The organism is Streptomyces sp. iso_384, from assembly GCF_056172905.1.
The window spans coordinates 2,555,302-2,571,745 of the sequence record NZ_JBWBTT010000001.1; the positions used below are offsets into that span (position 1 = coordinate 2,555,302).

The following is a 16,444-nucleotide window of genomic DNA, read 5'->3' on the forward strand; positions in this document are numbered from 1 at the left end:
ACCACCGCACCCGCGTCGCGAGGAGATTCCGTGGCTACCGATGCACCGCCGCCCGAGGACACAGCGTCCGCCGGACCCCACCAGCCCACCACCGAGGCCTTCATCGCGATGCAGGCGAGCCCGGACTTCGCCGACCTGCGCCGCTCCCACCGCTCCTTCGCCTTCCCCCTGACCATCGCCTTCGTGACCTGGTACCTGCTGTACGTCCTGCTCTGCAACTACGCGGGCGGATTCATGGCCACCAAGGTCGTCGGCAACGTCAACATGGCGCTCGTCCTCGGACTCGCCCAGTTCGCCACCACCTTCCTCATCGCCTGGCTCTACTCCCGGCACGCCGCCACCAAGCTCGACCCCAAGGCAGAAGCGATCAAGTCCCGTATGGAGGCCGACGTATGAGCGCCGCCCACGCCCTCTATCCCACCGTCCAGCTCGCCGCCGCCGAGGGGGCGAGCGAACACCGGCCGCTGATCATCACGCTGTTCGCCGCCTTCGTCGTGGCGACCCTCTTCATCACCGTGTGGGCGGGCCGGCAGACCAAGAGCGCCGCCGACTTCTACGCGGGCGGCCGCCAGTTCACCGGATTCCAGAACGGACTCGCGGTCTCCGGCGACTACATGTCCGCCGCGTCCTTCCTCGGCATCGCCGGAGCCATCGCGCTCTTCGGATACGACGGCTTCCTGTACTCCATCGGCTTCCTCGTCGCCTGGCTCGTCGCCCTCCTCCTGGTCGCCGAACCGCTGCGCAACTCCGGCCGCTACACCATGGGCGACGTCCTCGCCTACCGGATGCGGCAGCGCCCCGTCCGCACCGCCGCCGGTACGTCCACGATCGTCGTCTCGATCTTCTACCTGCTGGCCCAGATGGCCGGCGCGGGCGTCCTCGTCTCGCTGCTGCTCGGCATCACCAGCGACGCCGGGAAGATCCTCATCGTCGCCCTGGTCGGCGTGCTCATGATCCTCTACGTCACCATCGGCGGCATGAAGGGCACCACCTGGGTGCAGATGGTCAAGGCCGTCCTGCTCATCGCGGGCACCCTGCTCATCACCTTCCTGATCCTGCTGAAGTTCAACTTCAACATCTCCGACCTGCTCGGCACCGCCGCCAGCAACAGCGGCAAGGGCGCCGCCTTCCTGGAGCCCGGCCTGAAGTACGGCGCCGACAGCGTCTCGAAGCTGGACTTCATCTCGCTCGGCATCGCCCTGGTCCTCGGCACCGCGGGTCTGCCGCACATCCTGATCCGCTTCTACACGGTGCCCACCGCCAAGGCCGCCCGTAAGTCCGTGAACTGGGCGATCGGGATCATCGGCGCCTTCTACCTGATGACGATCGTGCTCGGCTTCGGCGCCGCCGCGATCCTCAAGCCGGGCGACATCATCGCCTCCAACAAGGCGGGCAACACCGCGGCGCCACTCGCCGCACTGGAGATCGGCGGCGGCTCCGGATCCACGGGCGGCGCCATCCTCCTCGCGGTGATCTCCGCCGTCGCCTTCGCCACCATCCTGGCCGTCGTCGCCGGACTCACCCTCGCCTCCTCCTCGTCCTTCGCGCACGACATCTACGCCAACGTCATCCGCAAGGGACAGGCCACCGAGAAGGAGGAGGTCCGCGCCGCACGCTGGGCCACCGTCGCCATCGGCATCGTCTCCATCGGACTCGGCGCGCTCGCCCGCGACCTGAACGTCGCCGGGCTCGTCGCCCTGGCCTTCGCGGTCGCCGCTTCCGCCAACCTGCCGACGATCCTCTACAGCCTCTTCTGGAAGCGTTTCACCACCCAGGGCGCCCTGTGGTCCATCTACGGAGGTCTCGCCTCCTCCGTCCTGCTGGTGCTGTTCTCGCCGGTCGTCTCCTCCAAGCCGAGCTCGATGTTCCCGGGCGTCGACTTCGCCTGGTTCCCGCTGGAGAATCCCGGCCTGATCTCGATCCCGCTCGGCTTCCTGCTCGGCTGGGTCGGCTCGCTGATCTCCAAGGAGAAGCCCGACACGGACAAGTACGCCGAACTTGAGGTCAAGTCCCTCACCGGCGTCGGAGCCCACTGACCACACCGGAGCGGGCGGGCCCGTTCGGCCCATCACCCACCACCCGCGGCCGGGCCGCTTCGTAGAGTCCTACGACGCGGCCCGGCCGCACCTCGTGGCAAACGGGCCACGCCGTTGTCACACGTCTCACGTAGGCTCGGTGGTACCGGTAGCCGCAGACGAGCGACCGCACCACCCCCGGGGGAGGGACCCACCGTGCTCATCGACACCTACGACCGGGTCGCCACCGACCTGCGCGTGTCACTCACCGACAAGTGCAACCTGCGCTGCACCTACTGCATGCCCGAAGAGGGCCTCCAGTGGCTCGGCAAGAGCGAGCTGCTCTCCGACGACGAGATCGTGCGCCTGATCCGTATCGCCGTCACCTCGCTCGGCATCACCGAGGTCCGCTTCACCGGCGGCGAGCCCCTGCTGCGCCCCGGCCTCGTCTCCATCGTCGAGCAGTGCGCCGCGCTCACCCCGCGCCCCCGCATGTCGCTCACCACCAACGGCATCGGACTCAAGCGGACCGCCACCGCCCTCAAGGCCGCCGGCCTCGACCGGGTCAACGTCTCGCTGGACACCCTGCGCCCCGACGTCTTCAAGACCCTCACCCGCCGTGATCGCCACCAGGACGTGCTGGACGGCCTGGAGGCCGCCCGCGAGGCCGGGCTCACCCCGGTGAAGGTCAACTCCGTCCTGATGCCGGGACTCAACGACGACGAGGCCCCCGAGCTGCTCGCCTGGGCCGTGGCCAACGACTACGAGCTCCGCTTCATCGAGCAGATGCCGCTCGACGCCCAGCACGGCTGGAAGCGCGACGGCATGATCACCGCCGGCGACATCCTCGCCTCGCTGCGCACCCGCTTCACCCTCACCGCCGAGAGCGACGCCTCCCGCGGCTCCGCCCCCGCCGAGCGCTGGACCGTCGACGGCGGCCCGCACCGCGTCGGCGTGATCGCCTCGGTCACCCGCCCGTTCTGCCGCGCCTGCGACCGTACGCGGCTCACCGCCGACGGCCAGGTCCGCACCTGCCTCTTCGCCCGCGAGGAGACGGATCTGCGCGGGGCGCTGCGCGGCGACGCACCCGACGAGGAGATCGCCCAGCTCTGGAAGACGGCGATGTGGGGCAAGAAGGCGGGTTCCGGACTGGACGACCCGTCCTTCCTGCAGCCCGACCGCCCGATGTCGGCGATCGGCGGCTGACGCTCAGGCGTCCCGCGAGCCCTCGGGGCCGGACTCCCAGTCCTTCAGCGCCACGACGTCCTTGAGGAAACCCCGCACATCGAGGAACGAGGACAGATGCTCCCGGTGCTCGTCGCAGGCGAGCCAGGTCTTGCGCCGCTCGGGCGTGTGCAGTTTCGGGTTGTTCCAGGCGAGCACCCACACGGCGGCGGCCCGGCAGCCCTTGGCGGAACAGAGCGGGGCACCGGTGGAACTCTCGGCGGACGTCTCGGGAAAGATCACGCCACCCAGCCTAAGTCAGGTGCTCGGCGAGCTTCCTGACGCATCCCCGGTCGGAGAAAGGGCGACGCCGAGCAGCCACGGGGGGAGCTGCCCGGCGTCGGTCCGTCGCTCCGACGGGGGATGCGGAGCGCACTCGAAGTATGTCACGGGGACCGGGGTGCGGTGCACCGGAACGTCATGATTGATCTGAGCTTTTCGTGAGCTTCGCGGTACCCGCGAGGTCAGGTGTGCTCATGCGGCGGCGGGACCCGGCCGGACGCCCCGTCGGCGGCCCCGGACTCCGCGGAACCGGCCACCGGAGCGGCCTCCAGAGCGGGCCGCATCGGCATCTGCACGAACGTCGTCGGCAGCGAAGTCGCGTTCTCCCGGCCCGCGTTGGCGATGACCACCGCCACATACGGCAGCAGCACGCCCAGCACGAGCGCCACGATCGCCACATGCCGCTCCACGTTCCACAGCACCGCGGCCAGCACCACCGACACCGTGCGCACCGACATCGAGATCACATACCGCCGCTGCCGCCCGCGGACGTCGTCCGTGAGTCCCTGACGGGCGCCCGTGATCCGGATGACCTCCGGACCCGCCTTCCTCCGCAGCATGCTCCACCACCAGATCTCGTCGCCGGACGCTCCCCGGACCGGGCCGCATCCACGGTACGCCCGGCGTCCGCCGAGCAGGAGACCGGGGCGCGTTCGGCGCAACGGGCCCGGTCCCCCGTACGGCCCAACCGGGCATGCGGCGGCCGGACGGCGGGCCAAGACTGGGCGGACGCGCACTCCGCGCCGTACGAGGAGGCGAAATGAGCTGGTTGTGGGCAATCATCGTGGGATTGGTGCTCGGTGTCATCGCCAGAGCGATCCTGCCCGGTAAGCAGGACATCCCGCTCTGGCTGACGGCCGTGTTCGGCATCCTCGGCAGCATCCTCGGCAACGCCGTGGCCGGCTGGATCGGCGTCGAGGACACCAAGGGCATCGACTGGATCCGGCATGTGCTGCAGCTGGCGGGCGCCGTGGCGGTCGTCGCCGTCGGCGACATGGCCTGGCAGGCGATCCGGGGCAACCGGAAACAGAGAACCTGACCGGCACAGAGGTCACCCGGAACGCCGCGGCCGGACGCGCGAGAAACAGCGTGTCCGGCCGCGGCGTCGTCATGCGCGGCAGGGGCAGCGCGCCGGAGGGCGGGTGAAGCACTCTGCCGCCGTTCCCGGCCGAGTTCAGGGCTCGCTGTGTGCCGGAGCCGGGTCCAGACTGGAAGAAGGAAGTTCTTGCTGTCTCCTCAACAGGTGAGCAAGGAGGAGCCATGACAGCGACGACACGAAAGGACGCACCTGTCGTCATCGAAGGCGACGGAGTGGAGTTGCGTGTTCAGGACGTCGGTGGAGACCTGTCCGTCGCCTTCGTGAGGTTCCCCGAGGGCACGGACATGGGTCCGGCTCTCAAGGGACTGGCCGACGACCTCTGCCCGTGCCCGCACTGGGGCTACCTCTTCAAGGGCCGTCTGAAGATGCGTACGCCCCACGGCGACGATTTCTACGAAGCGGGTGAGGCGTTCTACTGGCCGCCCGGACACGCTCCGGTGGCGCTGGAGGACTGCGAGTACATCGACTTCTCGCCGACCAAGGACTTCAACGAGGCCATTGAGCACATCAAGGCGCAGGGAGGATGACGGACGTCCCGTGAGTGCCGGGCGGCGACCCATGTGCCGGGAAACCGCCCCGCACGACGGCCGAGCCGGGTCCTGACGCCACAGTGCCGCGGCCGGACACGCGAGAGACCGCGTGTCCGGCCGCGGCGTCGTGCTGAGCGGGAGGAGTCAGCCCGCCGGACGGACCTCCACGGCCGCCAGGTTCTTCTTGCCCCGGCGCAGCACCAGCCAGCGCCCGTGCAGCAGCTCCCCGGCGTCCGGCGCGACCTCACCGTCGGCGACCTTCACGTTGTTCACGTAGGCGCCGCCCTCCTTGACCGTCCGCCGGGCCCCCGACTTGCTGGGTGCCAGACCGACCTCCACCAGCAGGTCCACCAGCGGACCCAGCTCGGCGACCGTGGCGTGCGGCACCTCGGACAGGGCCGCGCTCAGCGTCGCCTCGTCCAGCTCGGCCAGATCGCCCTGCCCGAACAGCGCCTTCGACGCCGCGATGACGGCCGCGCACTGCGCACCGCCGTGCACCAGCGTCGTCAGCTCCTCGGCCAGCGCCCGCTGCGCGGAACGCGCCTGCGGCCGCTCCTCGGTCAGCTTCTCCAGCTCCTCCAGCTCCGCACGGCTCTTGAAGCTGAGGATGCGCAGGTAGCGGGAGACGTCCCGGTCGTCCACGTTCAGCCAGAACTGGTAGAACGCGTACGGCGTGGTCATCTCCGGGTCGAGCCAGACGGCGCCGCTCTCGGACTTGCCGAACTTCGTCCCGTCCGCCTTCGTCATCAGCGGCGTCGCCAGCGCGTGCACGGTGGCGCCCGGCTCCAGCCGGTGGATCAGGTCGATGCCCGCGGTGAGGTTGCCCCACTGGTCGCTGCCGCCCTGCTGGAGGGTGCAGCCGTGCCGGCGGTACAGCTCGAGGAAGTCCATGCCCTGGAGCAGCTGGTAGCTGAACTCGGTGTAGCTGATGCCCTCCTGCGACTCCAGCCGCCGGGCGACCGAGTCCTTGGTGAGCATCTTGTTGACCCGGAAGTGCTTGCCGATGTCCCGCAGGAACTCGATCGCGGACATGCCCGCGGTCCAGTCCAGGTTGTTGACCATCGTCGCCGCGTTCGGGCCCTCGAAGGTGAGGAAGGGCTCGATCTGCCCCCGCAGCCGCTGCACCCAGGCGGCGATGGTCTCCGGGTCGTTCAGCGTCCGCTCGGCGGTGGGCCGCGGGTCACCGATCTGCCCCGTGGCCCCGCCGACCAGGGCGAGCGGCTTCAGGCCCGCCTGCTGGAGCCGCCGCATGGTGAGCACCTGGACGAGGTGTCCCACGTGGAGGCTCGCGGCGGTCGGGTCGAAGCCGCAATAGAAGGTGACGGGACCGTCCGCGAGAGCCTTGCGCAATGCGTCCTCGTCAGTGGACTGGGCGAACAGCCCGCGCCACTTCAGCTCGTCGACGATGTCCGTCACGGTTCCGGTGCTCCTTATGCCTGGTAGAGATGTACGGGTCAGTCTAGGCGGGTCACACCCCCGGACTGACCGAGCTCATGTTGAAGTCCGGGATGCGCAGCGCGGGCATCGCGGCCCGGGTGAACCAGTCGCCCCACTCGCGCGGCAGCGTCTTCTCCGTACGCCCCGCCTCGGAGGCCCGCGACAGCAGGTCCACCGGCGACTCGTTGAACCGGAAGTTGTTCACCTCGCCGACGACCTGGCCGTCCTCGACCAGATAGACGCCGTCCCGGGTCAGCCCGGTCAGCAGCAGCGTCGCCGGGTCCACCTCGCGGATGTACCAGAGGCAGGTCAGCAGCAGCGCCCGGCCGGTCGTCGCGGCGACCATCTCCTCCAGCGACCGCTCGCCGCCCCCGTCCAGCACCAGGTTGTCGATGCCCGGGGCGACCGGCAGGCCGGTCAGGTCCGCCGTGTGCCGGGTGGTCGTCAGCCGCTCCAGCCTTCCCTCCCGGACCCAGTCCGTCGGCGCCAGCGGCAGTCCGTTGTCGAAGACGGAACCGCTGTCGCCGGAGGAGTGGGCGATCACGAACGGCGCCGACTCCAGACCCGGGGCGTGCGGGTCGCTGCGCAGGGTGAGGGGGAGCGGAGCGAGCTGCTCGCCCAGGCGCGTACCGCCGCCCGGCGTCGAGAACACCGTCCGGCCCTCGACCGCGTCCCGCGCGGTGGACGACCAGAGCTGGTAGATCAGCAGGTCGGCGACCGCGGTCGGCGGCAGCAGCGTCTCGTACCGGCCGGCCGGCAGCTCGATGCGCCGCTCCGCCCAGCGCAGCCGCTGCGCCAGCTCCGCGTCCATCGCCGCCGGGTCGACGTCCTTGAAGTCCCGGGTCGCCCGGCCCGCCCACGCCGAGCGCGTACGGTCCGGCGACTTCGCGTTCAGCTCCAGCGTCCCGTTCGGCTGGTCGTGGCGCAGCCGCAGCCCCGTCGACGTACCCAGGTAGGTGGAGGTCAGCTCGTGGTTCGCGAAGCCGTACAGCTCGCGGCCCCCGGAGCGGGCGCGGGCGAAGGCGTCGCCGAGCGCCGGGGCGAAGTCCGCGAAGACCTCCGAACCGGTCTCGTCGGGCGCGTCCGTGAAATCGAGGGAGGAGGGCACCCCGCTCACCAGCGGCTGCGCGTCCTCGGCCGGACCCGCGCCCCGGGCGGCGGCCTCGGCGGCGCGCACCAGCGGCTCCAGGTCGTCGGTGGTCACGGCGGACCGGGAGACGACGCCGGACGCCGTGCCCTGCGCGCCGTCGACGGTCGCGATGACGGTCAGGGTCCGCCCCCGGGTCACCCCGTTCGTGGTGAGCGCGTTGCCCGCCCAGCGCAGATTGGCGGAGGACTCCTCGTCGGCGATGACCACCAGACCGTCCGTGGTGGACAGCTCCAGAGCCCGCTCGACGATCTCGTACGGCTTGCTGACGCCGCTCATCGTCCGGCCTCCTGCGTCGTGTTGAGGATGTTGACGCTCCGGAAGAGGGCGGAGGGGCAGCCGTGCGAGACCGCCGCGACCTGGCCCGGCTGGGCCTTGCCGCAGTTGAACGCGCCGCCGAGCACATACGTCTGGGGGCCGCCGACCTTCTCCATCGAGCCCCAGAAGTCCGTGGTCGTCGCCTGGTACGCCACATCGCGCAGCTGCCCGGCGAGCCGGCCGTTCTCGATGCGGAAGAACCGCTGCCCGGTGAACTGGAAGTTGTAGCGCTGCATGTCGATCGACCAGGACCGGTCGCCGACCACGTAGATCCCGCGTTCGACCCCGCCGATCAGGTCCTCGGTGGAGAGCCCGCCCGGATCCGGCTGCAACGACACGTTCGCCATGCGCTGTACGGGCACATGGCCAGGCGAGTCAGCGAACGCGCAGCCGTTGGAACGGCCGAGGCCCGTCAGCTTCGCGATCCGGCGGTCCAGCTGGTAGCCGACCAGCGTGCCGTCCTTCACCAGGTCCCACGACTGCGCCTCGACGCCCTCGTCGTCGTACCCGACCGTCGCGAGGCCGTGCTGGGCGGTGCGGTCGCCCGTCACGTTCATCACGGGGGAGCCGTACGCCAGCTTGCCCAACTGGTCGAAGGTGGCGAACGAGGTCCCGGCGTACGCCGCCTCGTACCCCAGCGCCCGGTCCAGCTCGGTGGCGTGGCCGATCGACTCGTGGATGGTCAGCCACAGGTTCGACGGGTCGACGACCAGGTCGTACGCGCCCGCCTCGACGCTCGGCGCCCGCATCTTCTCCGCGAGCAGCCCCGGGATCTCCTCCAGCTCGGCGTTCCAGTCCCAGCCGGTGCCGGTCAGATACTCCCAGCCCCGGCCCACCGGCGGCGCGATCGTGCGCATCGAGTCGAACTCGCCGGTCGTGCCGTCCACCGCGACGGCGGTGAACTGCGGGTGGATCCGCACCCGTTGCTGCGTGGTGACGGTGCCCGCCGTGTCCGCGTAGAACTTGTTCTCGTGCACGGTCATCAGCGACGCGTCCACATGCGCGACGCCCTCCGCGCCCAGCAGCCGCCCGCTCCACTCGGCGAGCAGCGCCGCCTTCTCCTCGTCCGGTACGGAGAAGGGGTCGACGTCGTACGCCGAGACCCAGGTCCGCTCACCGTGCGACGGCTCGTCCGCCAGCTCCACCAGCTCGTCGGAGCCGGCGGCCGCGATCACCTTCGCCGACAGCTTGGCCATCGCGACGGCCTGCGAGGCCACCTTCGCGGCCGCGTCCATCGTCAGGTCCACGCCCGAGGCGAACCCCCACGCCCCGCCGTGCACCACACGCACCGCGTAGCCGAGGTCCGTGCTGTCCGACGCCCCGGCCGGCCGCGCGTCCCGCAGCCGCCAGGAGGCGCTGCGCACCCGCTCCAGCCGGAAGTCGGCGTGCGTCGCGCCGAGCGCCCGTGCTCGGGCGAGCGCCGCGTCGGCGAGCGCTCGTGACGGCAGGGCCAGGAATGACTGATCTACCTCGTGGGGCACAGGGAGTTCCCTTCTCGATACACCACGGCAGTGAACCACGCCGGAGGGTGACCGCACCGGGGGATATCGCGGACGCGTGCGTCGACCACGTAAGCCCGCGGACTGTAGGAACCCGACAGCACCCCGGACAAGCCACTGTCAGGGCCCGATTCCTCGATCGGAGCACGGTACCGATAGGTTTTCGAGGTACCACACAGCCAAGGAAAGGGTGATCCGTTGAGCCGCTCGGTTCTCGTCACCGGAGGAAACCGGGGCATCGGCCTCGCCATCGCCCGCGCCTTCGCCGACAACGGCGACCAGGTCGCGATCACCTACCGTTCCGGAGAGCCGCCCCAGGCCCTCACCGAGGCCGGTGTCCTCGCGGTCCGCTGCGACATCACGGACGCCGAGCAGGTGGAGCAGGCCTACAAGGAGATCGAGGAGAAGCACGGTCCCGTGGAGGTGCTGGTCGCCAACGCCGGCATCACCAAGGACCAGTTGCTGATGCGGATGTCGGAGGACGACTTCACCTCCGTCGTCGACACCAACCTCACCGGCACCTTCCGGGTCGTCAAGCGCGCCAACCGCGGCATGCTGCGCGCCAAGAAGGGCCGCGTCGTCCTGATCTCCTCCGTCGTCGGCCTCCTCGGCTCGGCCGGCCAGGCCAACTACGCCGCCTCCAAGGCCGGGCTGGTCGGCTTCGCCCGGTCGCTGGCCCGTGAACTCGGCTCGCGGAACATCACCTTCAACGTCGTCGCCCCCGGTTTTGTCGACACCGACATGACCCAGGCGCTCACCGAGGAGCAGCGCAAGGGCATCGTGTCCCAGGTGCCGCTCGGCCGCTACGCGCAGCCCGAGGAGATCGCGGCCGCGGTGCGCTTCCTCGCCTCCGACGACGCGTCGTACATCACTGGAGCCGTCATTCCCGTTGACGGCGGATTGGGCATGGGTCACTGATCACCATGAGCGGAATTCTCGACGGCAAGCGCATCCTGATCACCGGGGTGCTGATGGAGTCGTCCATCGCGTTCCACGCCGCGAAGGTGGCCCAGGAGCAGGGTGCCGAGGTCATCCTGACGGCCTTCCCCCGCCCCACCCTGACCGAGCGCATCGCCAGGAAGCTGCCGAAGCCGGCCAAGGTCATCGAGCTGGACGTGACCAACCAGGAGCACCTGGACCGCCTGGCGGACCTGGTCCGCGAGGAGCTCGGCTCGCTGGACGGCGTCGTCCACTCCATCGGCTTCGCGCCGCAGGACGCGCTCGGCGGCAACTTCCTCAACACCCCGTTCGAGTCCGTCGCCACCGCGATGCACGTCTCGGCGTTCTCGCTGAAGTCGCTGGCCATGGCCTGCAAGCCGCTGATGAGCGAGGGCGGCTCGATCGTCGGCCTCACCTTCGACGCCCAGTACGCCTGGCCGCAGTACGACTGGATGGGCCCGGCCAAGGCCGCGCTGGAGGCCACCTCCCGCTACCTCGCCCGTGACCTGGGCAAGGACGGGCTGCGCTGCAACCTGATCTCCGCAGGCCCGATCGGCTCGATGGCCGCCAAGTCCATCCCGGGCTTCTCGGAGCTGGCCGACGTCTGGAACCACCGTGCCCCGCTCGCCTGGGACATGTCCGACCCGGAGCCGGCCGGCCGCGGCATCGTCGCCCTGCTCTCCGACTTCTTCCCGCGCACGACGGGCGAGATCATCCACGTCGACAGCGGCGTGCACATGATGGGCGCCTGACCGCGCACCACCCCTGCGAGACGGCCCCCGGCCGCGTACCCCCGGTTCCTCCGGATGCGGTGCGCGGCCGGGGGCCGTTCACGGCCCGTGGCCGCCCGCTGCCGCTCCGGTCGAAAAGTCGGCCGATCCACCGCAGAATGGGGAGGAACCGGACTTCTTGTCAGGCTGCGGGAGGGAGATCGCCGTGCGTCCCACGCGCCGCCGAACCCGTCTCCTGCTGGCCGCCCCGGTGGTCGTCGCCGCCCTCGCCGTAACCCTGGGCGTCCATGCCGCCAGAGGGGCCGACTCCGGTACGGGGGAGGAGCCCCCGAAGCCCGAACCGGCCGGCTCCGAGTGCCGTACGTCCGTAGAGGGCTCCCGGGTCGTCGCGTACTGCCACAACCCCTACCCCTCCACCGACCTCGTGCGGCTGCACACCGAGTGCGACCGCTGGTGGGACGTCGACGCGGACGGCGCGACGGTCGCGGTGGAGCCCGGCCGGACCGTACGGCTGGAGGACCGCTGCTGGAAAGAGGTGGCCACGGCCTGGGTCAGCCACCGCCCCGCGCCCCTGTGAACGGGCCCGGGGGAGGGCCTCAGACCCGGTCCGCCAGGCAGTTCAGCGCATGGCTCGCCGCCTCGGCCGCCGCCGTCTCCGCGTCCCCGGCCCGGATCGCCTCGACCAGCCGGCCGTGGTCCATGTGGTTCTCCGGCCGCAGCTCGGGCCCCACGTCACCGCGCAGATAGTCGCGCAGCAGATCCCCGAGGTCCGCGTACAGCTCCGTCAGTACGTCGTTGTGCGAGGCCGCGACCACCGCCAGGTGCAGCGTCGCGTCCGCCGCCACGAACGCCTCCGCGTCGCCCGAGGACCAGGCCTCCTCCCGGCGCGCCATCAAGGTGTCCAGCTGCCGCAGATCCCGGTCGGTGCGCCGGGCCGCCGCCAGCCGGGCCGCCGACGATTCCAGCGTCGAGCGCAGCTCCGCGATGTGCCGGGGGTCGGCGGCCGCGAACCTGCGGTGCATCACCCCGGCCAGCTCACTCGTGGCGATCACATAGGTGCCGGAGCCCTGCCGGATGTCCAGCAGCCCGTTGTGCGCGAGGGCCCGTACGGCCTCGCGCACGGTGTTACGGGCCACCCCGAGCTGCTCGACCAGTTCGGGTTCGGTCGGAATCCGTGAGCCGACCGGCCACTCGCCCGAGGTGATCTGGTTCCTCAGCTGGGCGATCACCTGGTCGGCGAGTGCCGAACGCCGCGGAGACGTCAGCGCCATGATGCTCCTAGTTCGTGAGCTGGTCGGGTCCGGCCCGGATTCTCTCAGGAAGCCGGGCAGATCAGGGGAGATCGGAGGACGGAACGGATTGGACAATCAATCATCCCATGATTCTATGATGGCTCCATGCCGGACGACGAGACGCAGACCCCGACCCTGAACCGCGGCCCCGCCGCGCGCACCTCCCACGACCCCCGGGCCGAGCGGCTTCCCGGTACGGACGGGGCGCCCGCGCCCTGGCTGCTGCGCCTCATCGCCGTCGGGCTCGTCCTGGCCGCCCTGAACCTCCGCCCCGCCATCACCAGCCTCGGCGCCCTCCTCGAAGAGGTTCGCGAGGGGCTGCACATGAGCGGCAGCGTGGCCGGCGTCCTCACCTCCGTGCCGCCGCTCTGCTTCGCCGTCTTCGGCGTCATGGCGCCGCGGCTGGCCCGCCGCTTCGGCGCGGGCGCCGTCGTCTGCGCGGGCATGGCCGCCATCGCGGCCGGCCTGATCATCCGCCCGTACATCGGCTCCACCGCCGGATTCCTGGCCGCCAGCGCCCTGGCCCTGATGGGCATCGCCGTCAGCAACATCCTGATGCCGGTGATCGTCAAGCGCTGGTTCCCCGACCGCGTCGGCACCATGACCGGCCTCTACTCCATGGCCCTGGCCCTCGGCACCGCCCTGGCCGCCGCCGTCACCGTCCCCGTCACCGGGGCGCTGGGCGGCGACTGGCGGACCGGCCTCGCCGTCTGGGCCGTGCTCGCCGCCGTCGCCGTGCTGCCCTGGATCGTCCTCGTACGCGACCGCACCCCGGCCCCCGGTCAGCCGGGCCCGGCGGCCGCGAACGCCGCCGAGGCGCCCGCCCTCCGGATCACCCGCAGCCGCACCGCCTGGGGCCTCGCCTGCTTCTTCGGGCTCCAGGCCACCGCCGCGTACATCACCATGGGCTGGATGCCGCAGATCTTCCGCGACGCCGGGGTCTCCGCCGGCACGGCCGGAGTCCTGCTCGCGGTCACCATGGCGATGGGCGTCCCGCTCGCCTTCGTCATCCCCCGGGTCGCCTCCCGGCTCAAGCAGCAGGGCCCCATCGTCGTCGTTCTCGGCCTCTGCGGCCTGATCGGCTACGGCGGCCTCTACCTCGCCCCCGCCGCCGGCGCCTGGGCCTGGGCTGTGCTCCTCGGCGTGGCCAACTGCGCCTTCCCGCTCGCCCTCACCATGATCGGCATGCGGGCCCGGTCCGGCGCGGGCGTGGTCCGGCTCTCCGCCTTCGCCCAGTCCACCGGCTACCTGCTCTCGATCCCCGGCCCGCTGCTCGTCGGCGTGCTCTACCAGCACAGCGGCGGCTGGGGGCTGCCGATCGCCCTGATGGCGGGCCTGATGATTCCCCAGATGGTGGCCGGGATCCTGGCGGGCCGGGACCGGACGATCGAGGACGAATGCTGAGATGCGACACTGTCGTCATGCCAGTGCTCGATCCGAATCCCCAGAACGGCCAGAAGAAGCTACTCCTCGTGTTCGGGGCGATGCTCCTCATCACCGTCGTCATCGGTGTGATCGCCACGATCGCCTCACCCTGACGCCCGAGGACCCGGTGGACCGCACAGGGGTGGTGCTAGCCCCACCTTCCCCTAGGGGGCCAGGGTCAGGGTGAAGTGGGTGGATCACCGGATGGGGCCGGCCGCCTCCGGTCCGTAGGTTCTTGGGTGACGACCCGATGACTTGACGGAGGCGGACATGCCGGCACCGACGCACACCAGGTCCCACCGACCGGCCGCGGACGGTGTCGAGATCCGGCTGCCCTGGTGGGCCGTCGCCCTGCCCGCCGTCGCCTTCGCCGCCCTGCTGCTGATGATCCTCAGCCCCGGGCAGGCCCATGCCGCCACCGGCGACCCCGCGCTCGGACAGCTGATCGAGCGCACCCTCCAGCTGCTGGCACGCTGAGGCGAACCCGCCCCGGACCAGCCCGCCAACTCCCCGGACGAGCACGTCAACACCCTGCGCCCGAGGCCGCGTTTCATGCGAAGCTGAGGTGTATGAGCGTCGAGACACCTCGCAGGATCGTCCTTCTCCGGCATGCCAAGGCGGAATGGTCACAGGCTTCCGATCATGAGCGCCCACTGGCCGAGCGCGGCCGAAAGGACGCGCCCGTGGCCGGCCGCAGGCTCGCCGATTCCGGCATCGATTTCGATCTGGCCCTCTGCTCCAGTGCCGCCAGGACACGGGAGACCTGGAAGCTGGCGGTCCATGAATTCTCCCAGCGCCCCCGCACCGTCTACGAGGAGAGGCTGTACGAGGCCTCCCTCGGCGAACTGATCGCCCTGTTCAACGAGACCCCGGACGAGGTGCGCAACCTCCTGGTCATCGGCCACAACCCCGGGATGCACGGGGCCGCCGACGCCCTCTCCGGCTCGGCCGACGGCGACAGCCTGGCCCGGATGACCCGGGACGGCTTCCCCACCGCCGCCTACGCCGTGGTGGAGTTCCCCGGCTCCTGGAAGAGCGTGGAGCACGGGGCCGGCAAGCTCACCGAGTACTGGACGCCGAACGACTGAGCGCCCTCCCGTACCGCCGACCTTGTGAACGGGCCGGGCCCCGGCACATCCGCTGTGCCGGGGCCCTCCCGCGTACGCCTCCGGGACCGTCGGCCCCGGGGTGCTGATCAGTCGACGAGGCCGTCCGCCGCCTCGACCTCTTCGCGGGTGATGCCGAGCAGATAGAGCACGGTGTCCAGGAACGGCACGTTCACCGCGGTGTGCGCCGCCTCACGGACCACCGGCTTGGCGTTGAAAGCGACGCCGAGCCCGGCGGTGTTCAGCATGTCCAGGTCGTTCGCCCCGTCGCCGATCGCCACCGTCTGGGCCAGCGGCACCCCCGCCTGCTCGGCGAAGCTCCGCAGCAGCCGCGCCTTGCCCGCCCGGTCCACCACCTCGCCGACGACCCGGCCGGTGAACTTCCCGTCCACCACCTCCAGGGTGTTGGCCGAGGCGAAGTCGAGGCCGAGCCGCTCCTTCAGGTCGTCCGTGACCTGGGTGAAGCCGCCGGAGACCACGCCGACCTGATAGCCGAGCCGCTTCAGCGTACGGATCAGGGTGCGGGCGCCGGGGGTGAGCCGTACCTCGGCGCGGACCTTGTCCACCACCGAGGCGTCCAGACCGGCCAGCAGCGCGACCCGGGCGTGCAGCGACTGCTCGAAGTCCAGCTCGCCGCGCATCGCCTGCTCGGTCACCTCGGCGACCTTGTCCTCGCAGCCCGCGTGCGCCGCGAAGAGCTCGATCACCTCGTCCTGGATCAGCGTGGAGTCGACGTCCATGACCACCAGCCGCTGGGCCCGCCGGCTCAGCCCCGCCGAGACCACCGCGACGTCCACGCCGATCTCCGCGGCCTCCGTGGCCAGCGCGGTCCGCAGCTCCTCGGTCCCGGTCCCCGACACCGCGAACTCGACGGCGGTGACGGGGTACTTCGCCAGCCGGAAGACCCGGTCGATGTTTCCGCCGGTCGAGGTGATGGTGGCCGCTATGGCGGCGGTCGACTCCGCGGTGAGCGGGTGCCCCAGCACCGTCACATGGGAACGGCCGTCACCGCGGGGGCGGTTGTCGCCGATGCCGGAGATGATCTCGGCCTGCAGCTTCAGGGAGTCGGCCCAGCTGTGCACGGTCGCCCGCAGGTCGCCCTCGGTGCTGCCGCCCGCGGTGGGAGCGGTCACCAGGGCGCACAGCACGATGCGGCCCCGGGTGACGACCTGCTCGATGTCCACGACGTCCACCGCGTACGCGGCGAGGGTGTCGAAGAGTCCGGCGGTGATGCCCGGACGGTCCTTGCCGAAGATCTTGACGAGGAGGGTGGGTGCGTCGCCGCCCGGAGGGGTCGCGTCACCGGTCCCGTCGACCCGGCGGGGCTCAGGGGGCTCAGAGGGCTCAGGAGACGAGAGGGGCTGAGGTGGCTGAGATGCGCTCATGGTGCTCCCACCGTA

Annotated in this window: 19 protein-coding genes; 12 read left to right on the top strand and 7 right to left on the bottom strand. The window is 70.8% G+C overall.

What is annotated here, in order from left to right:
• Nucleotides 1-30 precede the first annotated feature (30 nt).
• The 3 genes from AC0VY3_RS11215 (at nucleotide 31) to moaA (ending at nucleotide 3,221) form a co-directional block, all read left to right on the top strand.
• Nucleotides 31-396, top strand: a complete 366-nt coding sequence (locus tag AC0VY3_RS11215; RefSeq protein ID WP_103511010.1) for a DUF485 domain-containing protein — start codon at nucleotides 31-33, stop codon at nucleotides 394-396.
• Nucleotides 393-2,036, top strand: coding sequence for a solute symporter family protein (locus tag AC0VY3_RS11220; RefSeq protein ID WP_103511011.1), 1,644 nt, complete (start codon nucleotides 393-395; stop codon nucleotides 2,034-2,036). The genes AC0VY3_RS11215 and AC0VY3_RS11220 overlap by 4 nt, the downstream gene beginning before the upstream one ends.
• 195 nt (nucleotides 2,037-2,231) lie before the next feature.
• Nucleotides 2,232-3,221 (top strand): GTP 3',8-cyclase MoaA, encoded by a 990-nt coding sequence (moaA, locus tag AC0VY3_RS11225; protein ID WP_219821359.1) that lies wholly within the window; start codon nucleotides 2,232-2,234, stop codon nucleotides 3,219-3,221.
• A 3-nt stretch (nucleotides 3,222-3,224) separates the two neighbouring features.
• Here the strand turns inward: moaA and AC0VY3_RS11230 are convergent, their stop codons facing one another.
• Nucleotides 3,225-3,482, bottom strand: coding sequence for a hypothetical protein (locus tag AC0VY3_RS11230; protein ID WP_103511013.1), 258 nt, complete (start codon nucleotides 3,480-3,482; stop codon nucleotides 3,225-3,227).
• Between the two features lie 221 nt (nucleotides 3,483-3,703).
• Nucleotides 3,704-4,081, bottom strand: coding sequence for a DUF3099 domain-containing protein (locus AC0VY3_RS11235; RefSeq protein ID WP_475549532.1), 378 nt, complete (start codon nucleotides 4,079-4,081; stop codon nucleotides 3,704-3,706).
• Between the two features lie 200 nt (nucleotides 4,082-4,281).
• On the opposite strand from AC0VY3_RS11235, the gene AC0VY3_RS11240 reads away from it, so the two are divergent.
• Both AC0VY3_RS11240 and AC0VY3_RS11245 read left to right on the top strand, forming a co-directional pair.
• A complete protein-coding gene (locus AC0VY3_RS11240; RefSeq protein ID WP_030088592.1) occupies nucleotides 4,282-4,560 on the top strand; it encodes a GlsB/YeaQ/YmgE family stress response membrane protein in 279 nt (92 codons plus the stop codon).
• Between the two features lie 221 nt (nucleotides 4,561-4,781).
• The gene (locus tag AC0VY3_RS11245; RefSeq protein WP_475549533.1) at nucleotides 4,782-5,147 is read left to right on the top strand and encodes a cupin domain-containing protein; all 366 of its coding nucleotides are present in this window, start codon (nucleotides 4,782-4,784) and stop codon (nucleotides 5,145-5,147) included.
• A gap of 147 nt (nucleotides 5,148-5,294) precedes the next feature.
• Here AC0VY3_RS11245 and tyrS read toward each other — a convergent pair whose 3' ends face one another.
• Genes tyrS through AC0VY3_RS11260 form a run of 3 tightly spaced genes read right to left on the bottom strand, consistent with a single transcriptional unit; the run spans nucleotide 5,295 to nucleotide 9,533 of the window.
• The gene (tyrS, locus tag AC0VY3_RS11250; RefSeq protein WP_242740672.1) at nucleotides 5,295-6,566 is read right to left on the bottom strand and encodes a tyrosine--tRNA ligase; all 1,272 of its coding nucleotides are present in this window, start codon (nucleotides 6,564-6,566) and stop codon (nucleotides 5,295-5,297) included.
• A gap of 52 nt (nucleotides 6,567-6,618) precedes the next feature.
• The gene (locus tag AC0VY3_RS11255) at nucleotides 6,619-8,013 is read right to left on the bottom strand and encodes a metallopeptidase TldD-related protein (RefSeq protein ID WP_475549534.1); all 1,395 of its coding nucleotides are present in this window, start codon (nucleotides 8,011-8,013) and stop codon (nucleotides 6,619-6,621) included.
• Nucleotides 8,010-9,533: a TldD/PmbA family protein gene (locus AC0VY3_RS11260; RefSeq protein ID WP_475549535.1), complete on the bottom strand. Its 1,524-nt coding sequence runs from the start codon at nucleotides 9,531-9,533 to the stop codon at nucleotides 8,010-8,012. Before AC0VY3_RS11260 ends, AC0VY3_RS11255 begins: the two co-directional genes overlap by 4 nt.
• 216 nt (nucleotides 9,534-9,749) lie before the next feature.
• Here AC0VY3_RS11260 and fabG point away from each other — a divergent pair, with 216 nt between their 5' ends.
• The 3 genes from fabG to AC0VY3_RS11275 all read left to right on the top strand — a co-directional run bounded on the left by fabG (nucleotide 9,750) and on the right by AC0VY3_RS11275 (nucleotide 11,798).
• Nucleotides 9,750-10,469: a 3-oxoacyl-[acyl-carrier-protein] reductase gene (gene fabG / locus AC0VY3_RS11265; RefSeq protein WP_475549536.1), complete on the top strand. Its 720-nt coding sequence runs from the start codon at nucleotides 9,750-9,752 to the stop codon at nucleotides 10,467-10,469.
• 5 nt (nucleotides 10,470-10,474) lie between these two features.
• Entirely contained in the window at nucleotides 10,475-11,242 is a 768-nt protein-coding gene (gene fabI, locus AC0VY3_RS11270) for an enoyl-ACP reductase FabI (RefSeq protein WP_103511020.1), read from the top strand.
• A 184-nt stretch (nucleotides 11,243-11,426) separates the two neighbouring features.
• Nucleotides 11,427-11,798, top strand: a complete 372-nt coding sequence (locus AC0VY3_RS11275; RefSeq protein ID WP_242740674.1) for a hypothetical protein — start codon at nucleotides 11,427-11,429, stop codon at nucleotides 11,796-11,798.
• Nucleotides 11,799-11,817: 19 nt separating this feature from the next.
• Here the strand turns inward: AC0VY3_RS11275 and AC0VY3_RS11280 are convergent, their stop codons facing one another.
• Nucleotides 11,818-12,492, bottom strand: a complete 675-nt coding sequence (locus AC0VY3_RS11280) for a FadR/GntR family transcriptional regulator (protein WP_030088579.1) — start codon at nucleotides 12,490-12,492, stop codon at nucleotides 11,818-11,820.
• Between the two features lie 126 nt (nucleotides 12,493-12,618).
• Here AC0VY3_RS11280 and AC0VY3_RS11285 point away from each other — a divergent pair, with 126 nt between their 5' ends.
• From AC0VY3_RS11285 to AC0VY3_RS11300, 4 genes are all read left to right on the top strand, one after another.
• Entirely contained in the window at nucleotides 12,619-13,917 is a 1,299-nt protein-coding gene (locus tag AC0VY3_RS11285) for a CynX/NimT family MFS transporter (protein WP_475549537.1), read from the top strand.
• A 17-nt stretch (nucleotides 13,918-13,934) separates the two neighbouring features.
• Nucleotides 13,935-14,051 (top strand): SGM_5486 family transporter-associated protein, encoded by a 117-nt coding sequence (locus tag AC0VY3_RS11290; protein WP_007446146.1) that lies wholly within the window; start codon nucleotides 13,935-13,937, stop codon nucleotides 14,049-14,051.
• 157 nt (nucleotides 14,052-14,208) lie between these two features.
• Nucleotides 14,209-14,415, top strand: coding sequence for a hypothetical protein (locus AC0VY3_RS11295; RefSeq protein ID WP_103511023.1), 207 nt, complete (start codon nucleotides 14,209-14,211; stop codon nucleotides 14,413-14,415).
• A 92-nt stretch (nucleotides 14,416-14,507) separates the two neighbouring features.
• Nucleotides 14,508-15,026, top strand: a complete 519-nt coding sequence (locus AC0VY3_RS11300) for a SixA phosphatase family protein (protein ID WP_103511024.1) — start codon at nucleotides 14,508-14,510, stop codon at nucleotides 15,024-15,026.
• A gap of 107 nt (nucleotides 15,027-15,133) precedes the next feature.
• On the opposite strand, the gene serB is transcribed toward AC0VY3_RS11300, so the two are convergent.
• Nucleotides 15,134-16,429, bottom strand: coding sequence for a phosphoserine phosphatase SerB (gene serB, locus AC0VY3_RS11305; protein WP_137233913.1), 1,296 nt, complete (start codon nucleotides 16,427-16,429; stop codon nucleotides 15,134-15,136).
• Nucleotides 16,430-16,444: the final 15 nt, after the last annotated feature.